This is a genomic window from Rhizobium anhuiense (assembly GCF_003985145.1).
Taxonomy (GTDB): Bacteria; Pseudomonadota; Alphaproteobacteria; order Rhizobiales; family Rhizobiaceae; genus Rhizobium; species Rhizobium anhuiense.
Genome location: NZ_ML133537.1, coordinates 42987 through 58324, shown reverse-complemented (window position 1 = coordinate 58324; position 15338 = coordinate 42987). Strand labels below are relative to the sequence as shown.

Below are 15338 nucleotides of genomic sequence, written 5' to 3'. Positions count from 1 at the left end.
AGTAAGGCCGCATTTACAGGCCGGAAAGGATGACGATCATGTCTTCCCCAACACCCATCTGGTTCATAACAGGCGCATCGTCCGGCCTCGGCCGGGCACTCGCCGAAGCCGTCCTCGCCCGAGGCTGGCGCGCCGCCATGACGGCGCGCAGACCCGAGACCCTGGCAGATCTCACGACAGAATACGGGGACCGTGCGCTTGCCCTTGCCCTCGATGTGACGGACAGCAACTCCGTCGCCGGCGCGGTTCGTAACGCCGAAACGCATTTCGGGGCGATCGACGTCCTGGTCAACAATGCCGGCTACGGCTACCTCTCGGCGATCGAAGAGGGCGAGGATGCCGAAATACGCGCCCAGTTCGAAACCAATGTCTTCGGATTGATCGATGTCACCAAGCAGGTTCTGCCGGGCATGCGTGCACGCCGGCAAGGGCATATCTTCAATGTCTCCTCGCTTGGCGGGCTCGTCGCGTTTGCGGCGACCGGCTACTACCACGCCACCAAGTTTGCGGTCGAAGCCCTGTCGGAATCGCTTTCGCATGAGGTCAAACCGCTTGGCATCGATGTGACGATCCTCGAACCCGGCGCCTTCCGAACGGATTGGGCCGGCCGGTCGATGGTCGAATCCGCCACGATCATCGACGATTACGCCGAGACCGCAGGCAAGCGGCGCCAGGCCACCCGTTCGGTCTCCGGCAAGCAGCCGGGTGATCCCACCCGAGCCGCAACGGCAATCCTATCGGCATTCGAGGCGGACGAGCCGCCGCTTCGCCTCCTGCTCGGTGCACCCGCCCTGAAAATCGCCCGCGAACGGCTCGATGCGCTGCGCGCAAATTTCGACACCTGGGCGGAGACGACGCTCAGCGCCGATTTCCCAAGCTGACCGCCACGAAAACCTCAACCTGCAATGGAGCTTGAAATGTCTGATATCAAAGGAAAAGTCATTGCCATCACCGGGGCCAGCAGCGGCATCGGAGAGGCTACGGCCAGGGTGCTGGCTGCGGCCGGCGCGCATATCGTGATCGGCGCACGTCGCACCGATCGGCTGAAGGAACTTGCCGACGACATCGCCGCAAAGGGCGGGACGGTGCGCCTGCGACAGCTTGACGTCACCGACCGCTCGCAGGTGGAAGCCTTCGCAGGCTTTGCCAGATCCGAATTCGGACGGCTGGACGTGATCGTCAACAATGCCGGCGTCATGCCGCTCTCGCCGCTCGATGCCCTCAAGGTCGACGAATGGGACCGGATGGTCGACGTCAACATCAAGGGCGTTCTCTACGGCATTGCCGCAGCGCTTCCGATCATGAAAGCGCAGGGGTCGGGGCAGATCATCAACCTGTCTTCGATCGGGGGCCACAGCGTCTCTCCGACGGCTGCCGTCTATTGCGCGACGAAATTCGCGGTGCGGGCGATCTCGGACGGATTGCGACAGGAGACCGACCGCATCCGGGTGACCGTCATCTCTCCCGGCACAACGACATCGGAACTGGCCGAGACGATCACCGATCCGACCGCGCGGGATGCGATGAAGGCTTTCAGGGCGATCACGATCAGCCCCGAGGCGATCGCCAATTCGATCCTCTACGCCGTCAGCCAGCCTGATGACGTCGATGTCAGCGAGATCATCATCCGGCCGACAGCCAGCCCGCATTGAGCGGCTGAGATTGCTGCCAAAGCAATTCCCGCAAAAGTGTAGCGCGGTTTCGCGTCCGGAATTGCGGAAACGAAAAGCCTCCGCCGCCTAAAAACCCAGGGACTGCTGGGCGGGCGGCGGCGGTGCGAGATTGACGCCTTCGAGTTCCAGCATGCGGGCCTTCGATGTCGAACCGCCGGGCGCGGAGAAGCCGCCGATCTTGCCGCCGGCCGCAAGCACCCGGTGACAGGGGATGATCAGAGCGACCGGGTTTTTCGCCATCGCCTGGCCGACGTCGCGGGCGGCCTCGGGCCCGGCGCCAAGCTCCTTCGCCAGCGCGCCGTAAGTGGTCGTGCGGCCCCAGCCGACACGCCGTGCCGCCGCATAAATATCCCGGAAGAAGGCATCCTGGCCGGCAAGATCGAGTTCGACTCCGGAAAAATCCGTCTCCTCGCCCTGGAAATAGCGCTTCACGGCGGCAACCGTCTCTAGCACAGCTGGCGTCGGCGCGCCGGGTTCGGCATCCGGCAGGCGGCGCAGCAGCAGCCGTTCGGTCGCTTCCGCTGATTTGGTCGGCAGTTGGAAACGGGTGATGCCGGCATCGCTCCAGGCGATGCCGCAGAAACCGCCCGCGGTTTCGAAGATGAGATAGTGGTGCGTTGTCTCAGCCATGACAGCCTCCGCGTTTTCGATTGCCATCAAAATCGTATGGGATGGCCGCTGTTTCAACCCGTTTCTTGCGCGCGCTGGACTTTTAGAAAGTCCGCTTCATCCGGCGCCGAGGCAATGGTTCGGATGAATTTAACGCCACGCGTATCGGGAAATTATGTTCTCTTTTTGTTCTTGATGTGTCGCCCTGTCAGGAATATCCTTCATCGCATTTTGAAACCGACGAGGCGGGTCATGACGACCCTGAGGGCCTATGAACCAGATTTCCCTCGATTTCGGGTACGACAAAAACCGTCGGGCGCGGCCGGGCGAAAGCCACGTCAGCGGACATCGGCTCTTCTTCGCCCTCTGCGCTCCCGATGCCGTCGAGCAGCAGGCGGCCAAGATCGCCGATGACTACGGCAAAGCTTTCTCTCTTTCCGCAAAACCACGCCTGACGACGCTGCACATGACGATCATCGGCATCGATGACTATGAAGAATTACCGGAGGACGCGGTCTTTGCGGCGCGCCAGGCCGGCGCGACGGTGGAGAGCGCACCGATCACGATCACCTTCGACAGGATCATGAGTTTCAAGCGGGAGGGCAAGGCGCGGCCGCTCGTGCTTTGCGGTGAAGGCGGACGAAAGCCGCTCACACGGCTGCATGTCCAACTCGGTGTCGGCATGCACAATGCCGGATTGCAGCACAATATAAGCCGGGATTTCACGCCACATATGACGCTGCTCTACGACCGCAAGGCCGTGCCGCCGACAAGCCTCGGCAGACCGGTTTCATGGACGGCCGCCGAATTCCTGCTCGTCCACAGTGTTCTCGGAAAGACCGAACATCGGATCATCGATCGCTGGCCGCTGCTCGGCTGAGGGCAATGATGGGGATCGCGGCTTGCGCTTGCCCGATTTCCGCGCATAAAGCTCTGAAGGCCTGTTCCGGCATGGATGCAAACGGGAGCGAAAGCGGCATGGACATTTCAGAGATCATCATCCCGGGCGATACGCCGGGAACGGAGTGGCGGCTGCCGGTGCTGCGCTTTACGGGCCGCGATGCGAAGGCGCCGAAGACCTATATCCAGGCGGCACTTCATGCCGGTGAGCTGCCGGGAACGGTGCTCCTGCATTTCCTCTGCGAGCGGCTGCGGCAGGCAGAAAGCCAGGACGGGATCGCCGGCGATATCACCATTGTGCCGCAGGCCAATCCGATCGGTGCGGCGCAGTCGCATTTCGGCGAATTGCAGGGCCGTTTCGACTTGGGTTCACGCACCAATTTCAACCGGGATTTCCCGCTGATCTCCCTTGTCGATCGGGCCTTGTTGATCGAGGACCTCGACGATTATCCGGCTACCGACAGATTGAAGCGGCAGCTGCTGCATATGGCGCTCGGCGCCGATCTCGTGCTCGACCTGCATTGCGACGACGAATCCCTGCAATATGCCTATATCGACGAGGCCTTCTGGCCTGAGGCGGCCGATCTCGCCGCCGCGCTCGACATGGAGGCCGTGCTGCTTTCGGATGGCGAAAGCTCGGCCTTCGAGGAGTCCGTCGGTTTCGCATGGAAGTATCAGGTTCCCGGCGAACGCCAGTCCCGATTGCCCGGCAAACTCTCCGTCACCGTCGAGCTGCGCGGCAAACGCGATGTCGATCCGGTGCTGGCGAAAAGGGATGCGGACGGGCTCTGGCGCTTCCTGGCGGCACGGGGGATCGTCGGCGACGGGAAACAAGGGTCAACGGCATTTTCCGGGCCGGCCGTGCCGCTCGACAATGTCGAGATCATTCGCGCCGGAGGAGGTGGCGCCGTGCTCTTCCATCGCAATATCGGCGAGAGGGTTGCGGAAGGCGATCTTCTTGCGACGATCGTCGCCCGGCCGGGGCAGCCGGGTGGCAGCATCGAGCTCACGGCGCCGCAGGACGGGCTGATCCTGACCCGAACCTCCGACCGGCTGGTGCGGCGGCGCGGCGACCTGATGAAGATCGCCTGCGAGAACCCAAGCCAGGCGGCGCGCAAGGCCGGGGCGCTGGAGAATTAAGCGGGGCGGTTTTGCCTGCCGCGATCATCGGCGCGCGGGGGATAAATCGTCGCACGGCGTTTGCGCCGACCGGCCTGCATGTTATCCCGCTGTCATCACAGGGAGATCGTTCGGGCATGGCCGTCACCATCTATGGCATCAAGAATTGCGACACGATGAAGAAGGCCCGCAGCTGGCTGGAAGAACACAGCGTCGCCTATGAGTTTCACAATTATAAGGCGCTCGGTATCGACCGTGCCCATCTCGAAGCCTGGATCGACCAGGCCGGCCTCGATACCGTGCTCAACCGCGCCGGCACCACCTTCCGCAAACTGCCCGATGCCGAGCGTGAGAACCTGACCCGGGAAAAGGCGATCGCCCTGATGCTCGATCAGCCGTCGATGATCAAGCGACCGGTGCTGGAGACGAAGGGCAAACTGCTGGTCGGCTTCAAGCCGGAGATTTACGCCGGTACGTTCGGCGGCTGACAGACGGCTCGCTGAGCTCAGGGGGAGAGATGTCCAAGACCACGCGCGCGACACAGCTTCTTTCGCAGGCAGGTATCGCCTTCACGGTCCATGCCTATGATTACGATCCCAATGCCGAGCGCGTCGGGCTGCAGGCGGCCGAAGCGCTCGGCGAGGCGCCGCACCGGGTGCTGAAGACGCTGATGGCGGAGGTGGACGGCAAACCGGTCTGCGTCGTCGTACCGTCGGACCGCGAGGTCAGCATGAAGAAGCTCGCCAACGCCTTTCACGGCAAATCGGCCAACATGATGAAGCCCGCCGATGCCGAGCGGTTGACAGGTTATCATGTCGGCGGCATCAGCCCGTTCGGCCAGAAGAAGACGGTGCCGACGGCGATCGAGGAAGCCGCCCTTGCCGAGCCGCTGGTCTTCATCAATGGCGGGCAGCGCGGGCTGCAGGTGCGGATCGATCCGAAGGATGCGTTGACGGTGCTCAAGGCCGTCGCCGCGCCGCTGATTGCCTGATCAGAACAGGATGCCGATGCTCTGGCGATTGAAACTATAAGAAGCGGTCGAGCAGGCCGGCGATCGTCTTCGCCTCGCTTTCGGCAAGCCTGCAGCCGATATGGGTCTCGATCGATCTGGCATAGACGGCCCACATGCGCTCGCGAAGCTTTCGGCCGGCATCCGTCATCACCACCCAGCGGCCGCGGCCATCGCTGGCGAAGGTTTCGCGCCGGACCAGGCCCTCGCTTTCCAGCCGGTCGATCAGCCGGGAAAGATTATACTGCGCCAGCAAGGTCCGCTCCTCGATCTCGTAGGGGCGCAGCCTGCCGTCTTCCGAGCGCGCCAATTCCCACAGCACGTCGTACCAGGCAAGCGGCGGGAGGCCTGCCGCTTTCAGGTCGGCTTCAATCGCGCCAAGCAAGCGCTCGCGGGCGCGCATGATGCTCGTCCAGGCAGAGGTGACAGCTTCGCTCGGATTCGGCGTTTTTTCGGACATAAATGCAATTACATCTACCTTGAATTCAGCCGCAAGTGATATTACATGCAATTACATCTATTATCATCCCGTGGAGACCGCCATGAGCAAGCTTACTCTCGTCAGCCATCACCTCTGCCCCTATGTGCAGCGTTCCGCGATCGCGCTTCTCGAAAAGGGCGTGCCCTTCGAACGCATCAACATCGATCTTGCCGACAAGCCGGACTGGTTCCTGAAGATCTCTCCGCTCGGAAAGGTACCGCTGCTCAGGATCGAAGAGGAGGACGGCAGCGAGGCCGTGCTGTTCGAAAGCAGCGTCATCTGCGAATATCTCGAGGAAACGCAGATTGGCGTCGCCTTGCATCCCAAAGACGCGCTGACGCGTGCCCGCCATCGCGGCTGGATGGAATTCGGCTCGTCCGTGCTTTCCGATCTCTGGGGCTATGAAACGGCCGAGGATGCCTCGCAGCTGGAAATCAAACGCAAGGCGCTCATCGCCAAATTCGCGACAATCGAGACGGTGCTGACGGACGGGCCTTATTTCGCCGGCAACGGCTTCAGCCTGGTCGACGCCGTGTTCGCGCCGGTCTTTCGTTATTTCGATCTCTTCGACACGCTCGGCGACAGCGGCATCTTCGAAGGGCTGGAGCGGGTGAGGCACTGGCGCAAGGCGCTGTCCGAACGGGCAAGCGTCAAGGCCGCCGTCAGTGCGGACTACCCGCAGCGGCTGGTCGAATTCCTCGAAAAGCATAACTCGATCCTGCTCAGGCTGGAGGCGGCCGCCTGAAGCCCGCGCTGCGGCCGGACGTCCATCCGACCGCTTGCAATTTGGCGGCGATACGCTTCATTTTCGCCGCAAACGGGTCTAAGTCTTCCAGCCTCTCACCGTTAATGACAGAAGGCAGGTTGAACCATGACTTTCATGCCCCAGAGCCAGAACACCGTTGATCCCGACAAGCTGGAAAAGCTTGCGGAAGTCGCCGTCAAGGTCGGGCTGCAGCTGCAGAAGGGTCAGGATCTGGTGGTCACCGCGCCTGTCGTGGCGCTGCCGCTGGTGCGCCTGATCACCAAACACGCCTATCAGGCCGGCGCCGGGTTGGTCACCGCCTTCTATTCCGACGAGGAAACGACGCTGGCGCGCTATCAATATGGCGGCGACGAGAGCTTCGACCGCGCTTCCGGCTGGCTCTACGAGGGCATGGCCAAGGCCTATGCCAACGGGGCGGCCCGTCTTGCCGTCGCCGGCGACAATCCGATGCTGCTTTCCGAGCAGGATGCCGGCAAGGTCGGCCGCGCCAATCGCGCCAACTCCACCGCCTACAAGCCGGCGCTGGAGAAGATCTCGAATTTCGACATCAACTGGAACATCGTCTCCTATCCCAACCCGTCCTGGGCCAAGGTGGTCTTCCCCGACGATCCGGAACCGATCGCGATCGCCAAGCTTGCCAGGGCGATCTTTGCCGCCTCGCGCGTCGATGTCAGCGATCCGGTCGCCGCCTGGGCCGAACACAATGCCAATCTCGCCAAGCGCTCCGCCTGGCTGAACGGCGAACGTTTCGCCTCGCTGCATTTCCAAGGACCGGGGACGGACCTGACGGTCGGCCTTGCCGACGGGCATGAATGGCATGGCGGCGCTTCCACCGCCAAGAACGGCATTACCTGCAATCCGAACATCCCCACCGAGGAAGTCTTCACCACGCCGCATGCGTTGCGCGTCGAAGGCCATGTTTCCAGCACCAAGCCGCTTTCGCATCAGGGCACGCTGATCGACAATATTCAGGTGCGTTTCGAGGGCGGACGGATCGTCGAGGCCAAGGCATCGCGCGGCGAGGAGGTGTTGAACAAGGTGCTCGATACCGACGAGGGCGCGCGCCGGCTCGGCGAAGTGGCGCTGGTGCCGCATTCCTCGCCGATCTCGGCCAGCGGCATCCTGTTCTACAACACCCTGTTCGACGAAAACGCCTCGTGCCACATCGCGCTCGGCCAGTGCTATTCCAAATGCTTCCTGAACGGTGCGACGCTCAGCCAGGAGCAGATCAAGGCGCAGGGCGGCAATTCCAGCCTGATCCATATCGACTGGATGATCGGCTCCGGCAAGGTCGATATCGACGGGATCAAGCCGGATGGTTCGCGGGTTCCGGTGATGCGGCAGGGCGAATGGGCCTGAGCGGCGTCATCCTACGCTGACAGTATGAAGCGCTGACCGCAGGACCGTGCTCATCACGCTGACTGAAAGGGCTCGCGACGGTGCCTGCCGCGCAAGTTCCTTTCGGACGCCGAGTCATCGGATCGCCGATAGCAGCTTGCGCACGCGATCGAGATGCGCCGTCCGCTTTGCATTGGTGGCACGGTCCATGTCGTGCAGGCTGAGCATCCGGAAATTCAACCGCTTCGAGCAGAAGGCGGCGATGCCGCGCTTCAACAGCCGGCGCACCGGATCGCCCATATAGAGACGCACCAGCCACCAGGGCGAACCTGTCGTCGTCAGCGCGTAGAGCAGCCTGATATTGGTGAGCTGCGGCACAATACGGCCTCCGGCGGCATCATGGGTGAAGGCGACCCCCGGCGCAAAGATGCGATCGAAGAAGCCCTTCAGGACAGCAGGGAAATTGAACCACCATTGCGGAAAAACGAGAACGAGGCCGTCGGCGGCCTTCAGTCGGTCCACGATGCCGGCCACGGCTGAACTATCGTAGGGCACGTCGAAATAGCCGCGGCGCTCGGTCTCGGACAAACGCGGATCGAAATTCTCGGCGTAGAGATCGAGCAAATCGACGGCATGCCCGGCGGCTTCCAATGCTTGGCGGGCGGTGCGCGCCACGGAGGCGGCAAAACTGTCCGGCAATGGGTGGGCAAGCACCAGCAGGATCCGCATCGTCAGAACAGGCTTCCCTGTTTCTGCGGTTCTGCGGGTTTTGCGCTGCGCTTCTTGGCACCGGCCGGCGGTGTGCCGCCTTCCGTGGTCATCGCGCCGACACGACCGTCGGCGAATTCGATGGCGATGCCCATGCCGGCGGAAATTTGAGCAGCCTGCGAGACCGGCCTGTTATCCTCATCGCGAATGACGGCGTAACCGCGCTTCAGCACATTCTTATAGGAGAGCGACTGCAGCACGCGGTCCTGCGAAGAAAGCTCGGCGCGCGCACGGGTCAGCTGGTGACGGATCGCCGTATCGGCATGGCGCGAAAGATTGCCGAGCCGTTCGCGGCCGCGGTCGGTCTGGGTCTTCAGCCGGGCAGGCAGCGAGGCGAGGATTGCTTCGGCGCGCTCAACGCGCGATTTCGAACGGTCGATCAGCCGTTCGACCATACGCTCGGCCCGCACGATCCGCTCGTTCAGCGTCTGGCGGCGTTCGGCGATGCGATTGGAGAGCACATCGGGGCGCAGATGCGCGGCGACGCGCTCGAAGCCGCGGCGCTTGTTGATGGTGTTGAGTTCCAGCCCGCGGCCAAGGCCGGCAGCCGCTTCGTCGAAACGCCGGCGTGGCAAGGCGAGAAGCTGATCGAGCGACGGCAATGCCCGCATCAGGGCACGGACGGACTGACGGCGTTGATCCATCTGCCGGTTCATGCAGCCTTGCAGGCGTGCGGCGAGAGCGGCGGCCTGCGCCTCGAGCTCCGCCTTGACCGGCACCGCCATTTCCGCGGCACCGGTCGGCGTCGGGGCGCGGACATCGGCGGCATAGTCGATCAGCGTCCAGTCGGTCTCATGGCCGACGGCCGAGATCAGCGGTATCCGGCTTTCGGCCGCAGCACGCACGACGATTTCGTCGTTGAAACTCCAAAGATCTTCCAGGCTGCCGCCGCCGCGCGCGACGATCAGCACATCGGGGCGCGCAATGGTACCTGCCGGCTCCAGCGCATTGAACCCGCGGATGGCGTTCGCCACCTCCTCGCCGGACCCCTCGCCCTGTACCTTCACCGGCCAGACGAGGACATGTACGGGAAAACGATCGGAGATGCGGTGAAGGATATCGCGGATGACCGCCCCGGTCGGCGACGTGACGACGCCGATAACCCTCGGCATGAAGGGCAGCCGCTTCTTGCGGGCGGCATCGAACAGGCCCTCGGCGCCCAGCTTGCGCTTGCGCTCCTCGATCAGCGCCATCAGCGCGCCGGCACCGGCCGGCTCCAGCGTCTCAATAACGATCTGATATTTCGAAGAACCCGGAAAGGTGGTGACCTTGCCCGTGGCGATGACCTCCATGCCCTCTTCCGGACGGAACTTCAGCCGCGAGAAGGTGCCCTTCCAGATGACGGCGTCGATGCGGGCGCGGTCGTCCTTCAACGCGAAATAGGCATGACCCGAAGAATGCGGCCCGCGATAGCCGGAGATTTCGCCGCGCACACGAACCTGGTCGAAGGCGGTTTCGACGGTGCGCTTGATCGAGCCGGAAAGCTCCGAAACCGAATACTCGGCAAGGTTGGTCGGCGAATCGCCGTCGAAGACGTTGCTCATCTCACCTTTTTATGTCGATCAGCAGCAAACGGGAAGCTCGGCATCGATGCAGAGGCCGTTTTCCCGGCTTTGAACTCGGCAACGGGCCGACGTCATCGCCGCTCCGCTGAGTTCGGCCGCGATGGCGGCCGACACCGAACGCGATAAATCCGTTTTGTTGCGGAACGGATAGGTACAATTCGCGTTTTACCCGAAAGGGATTGCTAACCACCGCAATACAAAGGCTTTTCGGGCAAGATCGCCGGTAAATCTTTGTTAGTTGGCGCTTCCTATTCTTCCCCTCGTTATCTCTGGGAAGGTGCTGAAATGATTATTCTCACAGCAGCAGCATTGGGCATCAGCGCCGGGCAAACGCGCTCGGCCAGCGCAATCGCGTTGGTCGCGGCGCTGATCGGAATGACATTCGCGCTGGCGGCGATAACCTCGCCCGGTCCGGTGTCCATTCTGGCATTCGTCTATGCCGTGCTCGGCTATAATGGCGGCCTCATGCTCTTCGTGCTTGGCCTCTATGCCAACCAGCGTCTTCGTCGCGCCATGCGCGTCTCGAACTAACAATCATCCATGCTGAGGACGGCCGGCGTCAATTCGTCGTCGGCCGATAGCGAAAGAACTGCACGCCTGCGTCGGCCGGTTTCGGCAGCGGTTCCAGATAGGGCGGGATATTGCCTTTGCCGAGCGCAGCATAGAGCCCATCCGGCTTCAGCTTGGCGATCTCGCGCGTCTGCGGGTCTTTGGGGCAGAAGGCTAGCACGGTCACCCCAGCCCCCTTCAAGAAAGCTTCCGCCTCCTGCGGCTCCGCCAGGCCGATATGCAACTCCGTCAGCATGCCGCCCTGATTGCGATGATAGGGCGCCGAGAGAACCCGGTTCTGGGTGAAGCGGAGAATGGGGACGCCCATTTCCGATGGTGCGGAGACCAGCCCGGCCGGAAGCCCGGCAAGCGGGGCCAGCGCCTCCTGCGATGTGCAGGAAATCTTCTTTGCCGGCTCGGCCGTCTTCTTCTGCGCGGCATTCTCCGTCTGCATCGAGATAAGCCCGCCGCCGACGGCCCAGGCGGCCGGAACACTTGCGAGCACGGTCACGATGTAGACGAAGGCGGCGGCGACATTCTCGCTGTCGCCGTTCGAAATGCGCCTGATATCGATGATCAGCAGCGCAAGCGGCAGGATGGAGATGAGGTTCGAGAAGGTCGCGCCGCGCACCTGGACCAACGCGATTGCCCAGCTCGTCGTCAGCAGCAGGAGCAGGACCAGATGGATTTGCACGCGGTCACGCTGAACGATGCGGAAGATGCAGACGGCGATGCCGAAGAGGCCGGCCGCATAGAAGGCGCCGAGAGAGAAAGGATCGGTACGCCCGAGGACGAAAACCGACTGCGCTTCCGAAACATTCTTCAGCCAGAGCTCGACCAGCATCGGATCGAGACTGGCCAGCGGATCGCTCAGGCATTGCGGTGCGATCACGATCGCCGAACCGAAAACACCGGCGCCGACGACGGCGAGCGCTGCAAAACGCAAGAGACGGGTGAGGCGGCTGGCAAAAACCGCCGAAAACAACAGCAAACCGCCGCCGATCGCCGCCAGGCTGTAATAGCCGAGCGAGAGATTGTCGCAGGTGACCATCGAATAAAGCCGGGGCGGTACCGTTGCGAAGAACAGGATGCTGATCGCCAGCGCTAGCGCCAGCCCGAAGGCCTTCGCAGCAGCGGCAAAATCTTCGCCCTCCCAGGCCCAGAGCAGAGCGACGGTCAGGCAGACGGCGGCGACAAAGGGGGTCGTCTCGGCGCCGATGGCAATGGCGATGGCTGCCGCGACGCCGGCGACCGCGTAGCTCCAGGCGCGACGCTCGGGATCCAGCAGCATCGCTATCATCGTCGCGACCAGCGCCAGCTGCGCATTGTGATGATCGATGGCGCCCGGCGCGAAACGGTTGCCGGCGTAGATGACAAGGCCGGTCAAGCCGAGGCTGATGTGCATGCCGGCGACACCGCCAATGCGCCGACCGGCCACGGCCATGGCGAGCATGGCGGGCAGGATGAGCGATACCGGCCAGACAGCGAGCGCCAGCGCCTCGGCCGTCTCGCGGGGTGCAAACAGGCCGAAGAACCAGATCAGCGAGGCGATCGGCAGATCGATCAGCCGCGACCAGTGCATCAGCGTGCCGCCGGCGAGACCGAGCCGGTATTGCATCAGATCGAACCAGCCCTGCCCGGCGAGAAAGTCGCGAACCTCGACGAGACGCATTCCGTCGTCATTGTCCGGGCCGACATAATCGGTGGCGCCGGAAAGCCTGGTGACGAGAATGACGGCGGCGAAAATGACGCTATAAGCGATGACAGTTGGCCAGAGACGCGTCAGCAGGTCGCGTATCCTGCCCCGAGGGGTATCGATCGCGGATGATGCATGGGTGATCGGCTGCACAGCGTTCATTGTGGTTAGCGGTTCGTTTCCGGATGAGGCAAGCTTAGCCGCCGCCGATCAAGAAAGTGTAAAGCCGTTGCGACGACCGCCGATTTTGCCTGCGTCATAGGGTCTTATTAACGCCGGATGATTTAGGCTGAGCGCGGCTTTTAAGTGTAACGAGTAGAGTCATGGCCCGATCGCGTACCGACAATCTGAATATTGCCGTCCTGCTTCCCTGCTATAATGAAGCCGCGACGATCGGCCCTGTCGTCCGGGGCTTCCGGGCAACGCTGCCGGATGCCGCGATCCACGTCTACGACAACAATTCCACCGACGGCACCGCGCTGCAGGCAATGCTTGCCGGGGCGCATGTCGTGCGCGAGCGGCGCCAGGGCAAGGGCCATGTCGTGCGCCGCATGTTCGCCGATATCGAGGCCGACATCTACATCATCGCCGACGGCGACGGGACCTATACGCCTGATGATGCCGAAGAACTGGTGCGCACGCTGCTGACCGAGCGCGCCGACATGGTGGTCGGCACCCGGCGCGGCGTGCACGACGATGCCGGCCGTCAGGGCCATGCGCTCGGCAACCGGCTTTTCAACCTGCTCTACAGGACGATCTTCGGACCCGACTTCACCGATATCTTTTCCGGCTACCGCGCCTTTTCGCGCCGCTTCGTCAAGAGCTTCCCGGCGGTATCCGGCGGCTTCGAGATCGAAACCGAAATGTCCGTGCATGCCTCCCGGCTGAAGCTGCCGGTCAGCGAACTGGAACTCGACTATGGCCGCCGGCCGGAAGGTTCGCATTCCAAACTGTCGACCTTCCGCGACGGCGCCAAGATCCTCTGGATGTTCGCGATGCTGATGAAGGAAACCCGGCCCTTCGCCTTCTTCAGCGCGATCAGCGCCACCTTCATGCTGGCGAGCCTCGGCTTCATGGCGCCGGTGCTGGCGGAATATTTCCAGACGGGTCTCGTCAGCCGCATGCCGACCTGGGTGCTGTCGACGGCGCTGATGATGATTTCCTTCATGCTGTTCACCGCCGGCGTCATCCTGGATTCCGTTGCGCGCGCCCGCGCCGAACAGCTTCGTATCCATTATATCGGCCTGGAGACGCCGAGTGCGATGAAGACGCCGCTGAGCCACGCCGCGCCGGTATCGCGCGCCGGCCGCGGCAAGGCGGATGCTGCATGAGAAAGCTCATCCGCTTCGCGATTGCCGGCGGCATGGGCTTCGTCGTCGATGCCGGCACCCTGTCGGCGCTGCTCCATCTGACGCCGCTCGGGCCTTTTCTGGCGCGGCTCATTGCGATCGCCTTCGCCATGGCGGCGACCTGGGCTTTCAACCGGACCTTCACCTTCGATCGCTCCGGCCATTCGCTTGCCGCCGAAGGCTTCCGCTACGGCTCGGTCGGGGTGACGGCAGCGCTCGTCAATTACGGGCTCTATTCAGCGCTTCTGCTGTCGCTGCCATCCCTGCAGCCGCTTGCGGCGATGGTGATCGCCACCGCCGCCTCGATGGTCTTCAGCTTCTTCGGCTATTCGCGCTTCGTCTTCCGCGCTGAGTGATTAGAGCGCCGCGCGTCCAAGAGGACGCGCAAAGGACGCTCTAACACTTTAAATTGGCGCATAATCCTTTCCGAAAATCGATCTCGATTTTCGGGGTTATGCGCTAAACTGCTTCCCAGCCATCCTTCTCGCTGGCCCGGTAGATCGCGTCGATCACCTTCTGGTTCAGCTTCGAATTTTCGAGCGTGACGATCTCTTCCTTGCCGTTCGTCACCGCCCGGGCGAAGGCCTCGACCTCCCGCCTGTACTGGCGGCTGTCCTGGAAGCGGAAGATGCGCGATTCGGTGTGGCTGCGGTTGGCAAGCTCGATCTCCTCGGGCCCCCAGCGATTGGCGTTGAACGGCGACTTGACCTCGATGTAGCCGTCGGTGCCGTGGAAGACCATGACCTGGCGGTTGGCCATCTGCGTCGAGATATAGAAGCTCAGATCGAAATCGCCGAAATCGGCCTTGACGCTCGAATAGATATCCGTGCCGAAATCCGCATCGCGCTCGGTGACCGCCTGGATCCTGAGCGGCTCCTTGCCGGTGGAAAAACGCGTGCCCATGACGGGATAGACGCCGATATCGGGCAGGCCGCCGCCGCCGAGCTCGGGAACGTTGCGCATATTGGCGGGGTCGCGGTTGAAATAGGTGAAGGCGCCCTGCACATGGCGGAGCGAACCGATCGCGCCCTCGGCGATCAGCGCGCGGACCTTCTGCCAGACCGGGGAATAGGTGATCATATAGGCTTCGGTGACCACCACCCGATTACGGTCGCGCGCGGCGATCACTTCGTCGATATCGTCGGCTTTCAGCGCTATGGGCTTTTCGCAGAGCACGTGCTTGCCGGCATCGGCGGCTTTGATCGACCATTCGATGTGCTGCGAGGTCGGCAGCGGGATGTAGACGGCGTCGATGACGTCGGAGGCCAGCATCTCCTCGTAGGAGCCGAAGGCATGCGGCACGGAGAAGCGGTCGGCCACCTCCCTTGCGCGCGTGAGATCACGGCTCGCAATCGCCGTAACGACGCAATTCTCCGCATCCTGGATCGCGGGAATGACATTGTCGCGGCCGATCCTCGCCGTTGAAATGATACCGAAACGCAGCATGATCCAAGCCTCCCAGAACTGATTTCGGCGAACCATATGCAGGCCTTCGCTGCGGCGCAATGGCGAGACC

Annotated in this window: 17 protein-coding genes; 11 read left to right on the top strand and 6 right to left on the bottom strand. The window is 62.7% G+C overall.

All coding sequences use genetic code 11. From position 1 onward, the window contains the following. The first annotated feature begins 29 nt into the window (after window positions 1-29). A complete protein-coding gene (locus EEQ99_RS29220; protein WP_174824514.1) occupies window positions 30-881 on the top strand; it encodes an oxidoreductase in 852 nt (283 codons plus the stop codon). A 36-nt stretch (window positions 882-917) separates the two neighbouring features. Then, on the top strand, window positions 918-1652 hold the full coding sequence (locus tag EEQ99_RS29215) for an SDR family oxidoreductase (RefSeq protein ID WP_047617653.1): 735 nt from the start codon (window positions 918-920) through the stop codon (window positions 1650-1652). A gap of 87 nt (window positions 1653-1739) precedes the next feature. Here EEQ99_RS29215 and EEQ99_RS29210 read toward each other — a convergent pair whose 3' ends face one another. Further along, entirely contained in the window at window positions 1740-2303 is a 564-nt protein-coding gene (locus tag EEQ99_RS29210) for a methylated-DNA--[protein]-cysteine S-methyltransferase (protein ID WP_063474863.1), read from the bottom strand. A 250-nt stretch (window positions 2304-2553) separates the two neighbouring features. Here EEQ99_RS29210 and EEQ99_RS29205 point away from each other — a divergent pair, with 250 nt between their 5' ends. From EEQ99_RS29205 to ybaK, 4 genes are all read left to right on the top strand, one after another. Continuing rightward, a complete protein-coding gene (locus EEQ99_RS29205) occupies window positions 2554-3162 on the top strand; it encodes a 2'-5' RNA ligase family protein (RefSeq protein WP_127431548.1) in 609 nt (202 codons plus the stop codon). A gap of 98 nt (window positions 3163-3260) precedes the next feature. Further along, window positions 3261-4322, top strand: a complete 1062-nt coding sequence (locus EEQ99_RS29200; protein WP_127431547.1) for a M14 family metallopeptidase — start codon at window positions 3261-3263, stop codon at window positions 4320-4322. Between the two features lie 116 nt (window positions 4323-4438). Beyond that, window positions 4439-4789 (top strand): ArsC family reductase, encoded by a 351-nt coding sequence (locus EEQ99_RS29195; RefSeq protein ID WP_127431546.1) that lies wholly within the window; start codon window positions 4439-4441, stop codon window positions 4787-4789. 29 nt (window positions 4790-4818) lie between these two features. Next, window positions 4819-5292 (top strand): Cys-tRNA(Pro) deacylase, encoded by a 474-nt coding sequence (gene ybaK, locus EEQ99_RS29190; protein WP_063474831.1) that lies wholly within the window; start codon window positions 4819-4821, stop codon window positions 5290-5292. A 34-nt stretch (window positions 5293-5326) separates the two neighbouring features. On the opposite strand, the gene EEQ99_RS29185 is transcribed toward ybaK, so the two are convergent. After that, window positions 5327-5770, bottom strand: coding sequence for a MarR family winged helix-turn-helix transcriptional regulator (locus EEQ99_RS29185; RefSeq protein ID WP_063474832.1), 444 nt, complete (start codon window positions 5768-5770; stop codon window positions 5327-5329). A gap of 82 nt (window positions 5771-5852) precedes the next feature. Here EEQ99_RS29185 and EEQ99_RS29180 point away from each other — a divergent pair, with 82 nt between their 5' ends. Beyond that, on the top strand, window positions 5853-6536 hold the full coding sequence (locus EEQ99_RS29180) for a glutathione S-transferase family protein (RefSeq protein ID WP_063474833.1): 684 nt from the start codon (window positions 5853-5855) through the stop codon (window positions 6534-6536). Between the two features lie 126 nt (window positions 6537-6662). After that, window positions 6663-7916 (top strand): aminopeptidase, encoded by a 1254-nt coding sequence (locus EEQ99_RS29175; protein ID WP_097543168.1) that lies wholly within the window; start codon window positions 6663-6665, stop codon window positions 7914-7916. A gap of 114 nt (window positions 7917-8030) precedes the next feature. On the opposite strand, the gene EEQ99_RS29170 is transcribed toward EEQ99_RS29175, so the two are convergent. Beyond that, complete coding sequence (locus tag EEQ99_RS29170) at window positions 8031-8624, bottom strand: NAD(P)H-dependent oxidoreductase (RefSeq protein ID WP_063474835.1); 594 nt, start codon at window positions 8622-8624, stop codon at window positions 8031-8033. Window positions 8625-8626: 2 nt separating this feature from the next. Then, window positions 8627-10207: an exodeoxyribonuclease VII large subunit gene (gene xseA, locus EEQ99_RS29165; protein WP_063474836.1), complete on the bottom strand. Its 1581-nt coding sequence runs from the start codon at window positions 10205-10207 to the stop codon at window positions 8627-8629. Between the two features lie 306 nt (window positions 10208-10513). On the opposite strand from xseA, the gene EEQ99_RS29160 reads away from it, so the two are divergent. Beyond that, window positions 10514-10759: a hypothetical protein gene (locus EEQ99_RS29160; RefSeq protein WP_063474837.1), complete on the top strand. Its 246-nt coding sequence runs from the start codon at window positions 10514-10516 to the stop codon at window positions 10757-10759. Between the two features lie 28 nt (window positions 10760-10787). On the opposite strand, the gene EEQ99_RS29155 is transcribed toward EEQ99_RS29160, so the two are convergent. Next, a complete protein-coding gene (locus EEQ99_RS29155) occupies window positions 10788-12635 on the bottom strand; it encodes a hypothetical protein (protein ID WP_097543167.1) in 1848 nt (615 codons plus the stop codon). A 161-nt stretch (window positions 12636-12796) separates the two neighbouring features. On the opposite strand from EEQ99_RS29155, the gene EEQ99_RS29150 reads away from it, so the two are divergent. Together EEQ99_RS29150 and EEQ99_RS29145 are read left to right on the top strand one after the other, a co-directional pair. Further along, window positions 12797-13804: a glycosyltransferase gene (locus EEQ99_RS29150; protein WP_097594983.1), complete on the top strand. Its 1008-nt coding sequence runs from the start codon at window positions 12797-12799 to the stop codon at window positions 13802-13804. Further along, window positions 13801-14178: a GtrA family protein gene (locus EEQ99_RS29145; RefSeq protein WP_097594984.1), complete on the top strand. Its 378-nt coding sequence runs from the start codon at window positions 13801-13803 to the stop codon at window positions 14176-14178. The genes EEQ99_RS29150 and EEQ99_RS29145 overlap by 4 nt, the downstream gene beginning before the upstream one ends. A gap of 103 nt (window positions 14179-14281) precedes the next feature. Here the strand turns inward: EEQ99_RS29145 and EEQ99_RS29140 are convergent, their stop codons facing one another. After that, on the bottom strand, window positions 14282-15268 hold the full coding sequence (locus EEQ99_RS29140; protein ID WP_097543258.1) for a Gfo/Idh/MocA family protein: 987 nt from the start codon (window positions 15266-15268) through the stop codon (window positions 14282-14284). Window positions 15269-15338: the final 70 nt, after the last annotated feature.